The sequence below is a fragment of the Streptomyces phytophilus genome, from assembly GCF_013870535.1.
Taxonomy (GTDB): Bacteria; Actinomycetota; Actinomycetes; order Streptomycetales; family Streptomycetaceae; genus Streptomyces; species Streptomyces phytophilus.
Window position 1 is genome coordinate 1 of record NZ_JACBXC010000549.1, and the last position, 3,921, is coordinate 3,921.

4 protein-coding genes are annotated in these 3,921 nt (G+C 73.7%); 3 read left to right on the forward strand and 1 reads right to left on the reverse strand.

Annotated elements, in window-relative coordinates:
• Positions 1-795 (forward strand): MBL fold metallo-hydrolase (locus H5J30_RS21045; protein WP_220189165.1); only part of this gene is annotated, 795 nt, incomplete at its 5' end.
• Between the two features lie 132 nt (positions 796-927).
• Here the strand turns inward: H5J30_RS21045 and H5J30_RS21050 are convergent.
• Positions 928-1,602, reverse strand: coding sequence for a Crp/Fnr family transcriptional regulator (locus H5J30_RS21050; protein ID WP_181788951.1), 675 nt, complete (start codon positions 1,600-1,602; stop codon positions 928-930).
• Positions 1,603-2,023: 421 nt separating this feature from the next.
• On the opposite strand from H5J30_RS21050, the gene H5J30_RS21055 reads away from it, so the two are divergent.
• Positions 2,024-3,022, forward strand: a complete 999-nt coding sequence (locus H5J30_RS21055) for an ATP-binding cassette domain-containing protein (RefSeq protein ID WP_181788952.1) — start codon at positions 2,024-2,026, stop codon at positions 3,020-3,022.
• Positions 3,019-3,843, forward strand: coding sequence for an ABC transporter permease (locus H5J30_RS21060; protein ID WP_181788953.1), 825 nt, complete (start codon positions 3,019-3,021; stop codon positions 3,841-3,843). The genes H5J30_RS21055 and H5J30_RS21060 overlap by 4 nt, the downstream gene beginning before the upstream one ends.
• Positions 3,844-3,921: the final 78 nt, after the last annotated feature.

A 3,921-nucleotide genomic window follows, 5' to 3' on the forward strand; every position in this document is an offset into this window, starting at 1 on the left:
GGGGTGATCGGCGGGGCGGCCACTGCCCGTGCCACGTGCGTGCTGGCGCCCAACGCCTCGCCCATGACGCTCGACGGTACGAACACGTGGATCGTCGCCGAGCCGGACGCCGCGCGGGCAGTGGTGGTCGACCCCGGGCCGCTGGACGAAGGGCACCTGGCGGCGGTCGTGGACACCGCGGAGCGGGCGGGCCTGCGGGTGGCGCTCACGCTGCTCACCCACGGGCACGCGGACCACGCCGAGGGCGCGGCCCGCTTCGCCGAGCTGACCCGGACGAAGGTGCGGGCCCTGGACCCGGCGCTGCGCCTCGGCGACGAGGGGCTGGGCGCGGGGGACGTGATATCCGTCGGCGGGCTGGAGCTGCGGGTCGTACCCACGCCGGGGCACACGGCGGACTCGCTCTCCTTCCACCTGCCGGCCGACTCCGCCGTGCTCACCGGGGACACGATCCTCGGCCGCGGTACGACGATGGTCGCCCATCCGGACGGCCGGCTCGGCGACTACCTCGACTCGCTGCGCCGGCTGCGGTCCCTGACCGTGGACGACGGCGTCGCGACGGTGCTGCCGGGCCACGGGCCGGTGCTGGAGGACGCGCAGGGCGCGGTGGAGTACTACCTCGCGCACCGTGCGACGCGGCTGGCGCAGGTCGAGACGGCGGTCGAGAACGGGTACCGGACGCCGGCGGACGTGGTGGCGCATGTGTACGCGGACGTGGACCGCACGCTGTGGCCGGCGGCGGAGCTGTCGGTGCGGGCGCAGCTGGAGTACCTGGAGGAGCACGGCCTGATCACGTAGCCGGACCGGCGCGGCTGCGTCCGCGCTGCGGTGGGCCGGCTCCGCGTCTTCGGCGCCGTGGTGCCCGCCGTGTGGCCCGACGCCGTTCGTGCCGTGGTGGCCGCCGTGGCGGGCCGCCGTGGTGGCCTGGGGTCAGCGCGAGCGCTTGGCCAGGCGCTCCACGTCCAGCAGGATCACGGCCCGCGCCTCCAGGCGCAGCCAGCCGCGGCTGGCGAAGTCCGCCAGCGCCTTGTTGACCGTCTCCCGGGAGGCGCCGACGAGCTGGGCCAGCTCCTCCTGCGTCAGGTCGTGCACGACGTGGATGCCCTCGTCACCGGGCACGCCGAAGCGCCGCGAGAGGTCCAGCAGCGCGCGGGCGACGCGGCCCGGGACGTCGGAGAAGACCAGGTCGGACATCTGGTCGTTGGTGCGCCGCAGCCTGCGGGCGACCGCGCGCAGCAGCGCGGACGCGACCTCGGGGCGGGCGTTCAGCCAGGGCTGGAGGTCGCCGTGGCCGAGGCCCAGCAGCTTGACCTCGGTCAGCGCCGTGGCCGTGGCCGTGCGCGGGCCCGGGTCGAAGAGGGACAGCTCGCCGATCAGCTCGCCGGGGCCGAGTACGGCGAGCATGTTCTCGCGCCCGTCGGGGGAGGTGCGGTGGAGCTTGACCTTGCCCTCGGTGACGACGTAGAGCCGGTCGCCGGGCTCGCCCTCGTGGAAGAGCGCGTCACCGCGCGACAGTGTCGCCTCGGTCATGGAGGCACGCAGCTCCGCGGCCTGCTCGTCGTCGAGCGCGGCGAAGAGCGGCGCGCGCCGCAGAACGTCGTCCACGAGTTCTCTCCTTGTCGGGGTGCCCGGGCGACCGCGGGCCGTTGCTCGGTCGGCCCGTCGTTTTCCATGATGCCGGACAGTAAAACAGTGCGATCAGTCACAAGTTTGACGTACCGCAGCGTGAACCGTACGCCAGGGGTCCGATTGGCGGCACTTTTCCGGTGCTCAGCGGCGGGCGCTCGGGGGGTTGCGCGGGGGCGCGCGGTTGCGCGTGGGGGCCCGGCGGGCGCTCAACGAGCCGGTCGGGGCGCCGTCGTACGGGACGCGTGGGTTGACCCGTACGGCCCTATTCCGCTCTCAGCGAACGCACCTCCTGCAATCCGATAAACCGGACATAACGCCGTCGTGACAGCGCCCTGTGCGCGCCGTGCCAGCGCTCCTCGGCACGCTCCTTCCCGCAGACCGAGAAGGAGACACCCGTATGACCTACGCATTCAGGGCCGAGGGCCTGGTCAAGCGGTTCGGCGCGACCGTCGCGCTGGCCGGCATCGACCTCGCGGCCCGGCAGGGCACCGTCCTCGGCGTCCTCGGCCCCAACGGCGCCGGCAAGACCACGGCCGTACGCATCCTCGCCACCCTCCTCCGCCCGGACGAGGGCACGGCGACCGTCGGCGGCCTCGACGTCGTGCGCGACGCCGGCGAGGTGCGCCGGCTCATCGGGCTCACCGGCCAGTACGCCTCCGTGGACGAGGACCTGACCGGGACCGAGAACCTCGTGCTCATAGGCCGGCTCCTCGACATGCGCACCGCCGCCGCCCGGGCGCGCGCCCGGGAGCTGCTCGCGTACTTCGAGCTGGCCGAGGCCGCCGCCCGCCCCGTCAAGACGTACTCCGGCGGCATGCGCCGCCGCCTCGACCTCGCCGCCTCCCTCGTCGGCCGGCCCGACGTCATCTACCTCGACGAGCCGACGACGGGCCTGGACCCGGTGCGCCGCGAGGACGTGTGGGGCATCGTCCGCTCACTCGTCGGGGACGGCGTGACCGTGCTGCTCACCACCCAGTACCTGGAGGAGGCCGACGCGCTCGCCGACGAGATCTCCGTCATCGACCACGGCCGGGTCATCGCCCACGGCACCCCCGCCGAGCTGAAGCAGCGCGTCGGCGGCCGCCACCTCGACCTGCGCCCGCTGGACCCGGCGCGGCTGCTGGACTCGGCGGGGATCCTCGCGGCGGTGGCGGGCACCCAGCCCGAGTCGCCGACGCGGGGCACGCTGACCGTCCCCGTCGAGGACGACGGCATGCTCACCGCGGCCGTACGCCGCCTCGACGAGGCGGGGATCGCGGTGGCCGAGCTGTCGCTGCGGCTGCCCGACCTGGACGACGTGTTCTTCACCCTCACCGGCCACGGCACCGCCGCCCCGGCCGGCACCGGGGGAGCCGGCGAAGCCCGTACCGCGAAGACCGAGGAGGCCGTCCGATGACCACCCTCACCGCTCCTCCCGAGCGGACCGCCGTGCCGTCCCGCCGCGAGGGCGCCGCGCGCCCCTTCGCGCTCGTACGGCACAGCGTCGCGCTCGCCGGCCGCAGCCTGACCAAGACCCGGCGCACGCCCGAGCAGCTGATCGACGTGACGCTGCAGCCGATCCTGTTCGTCGTCATGTTCCTCTACCTGCTCGGCGGCGCGGTCGCCGGCTCGACGCACGAGTACCTGCAGACCCTGCTGCCCGCGCTCATGGTGATGAACACGGTCTTCGCCTCCGTCCAGACCGGCATCAACCTCAACGACGACATCAAGAAGGGCGTCTTCGACCGCTTCCGTAGCATGCCCATCGCCCGCTCCGCCCCGCTGGTCGGCTCGGTGCTCGGAGACCTGATCCGGTTCGTCCTCCTGATCGTCGTGCAGCTCGGCTTCGGGTACGCGGTGGGCTTCCGGATCGAGACCGATCCGCTGTCGGCGCTGGCGGCCTGCCTGCTGGTGATGTTCTTCGCGTTCTGCCTGACGTGGGTGTTCGTGCTGATCGGGATGCTGGCGCGGGAGCCGGGGGCGGTGCAGGGCATCGGCTTCATGGCGATGTTCCCGCTGACCTTCGGGACCAACGTACTGGTGCCCACCGACACTCTCCCCGGCTGGCTGCAGGCGTGGGTCGACGCCAACCCGGTGACGGCGGTGATGGAGACCGCGCGGGGGCTGATGGTCGGGGGCGCGGTGGCGGGTCCGGCGCTGGAGACGGTGCTGTGGAGCGTGGGGGTGCTCGCGGTGTTCTTCCCCCTGGCGGTACGGGCCTACCTGCGGCGCACCTAGGGGGAGCCGGCGGCGGGGTCTTCGGCGGCGTCGGGGGAATCGGCGGGGTCCGGGGCTTCGGCCGCGTACGCGCGGAGC

Coding starts and splice junctions, on each gene's coding strand:
- H5J30_RS21055 (WP_181788952.1), top strand. CDS start 2,024: ATGACCTACGCATTCAGGGCCGAGGGCCTGGTCAAGCGGTTCGGCGCG.
- H5J30_RS21060 (WP_181788953.1), top strand. CDS start 3,019: ATGACCACCCTCACCGCTCCTCCCGAGCGGACCGCCGTGCCGTCCCGC.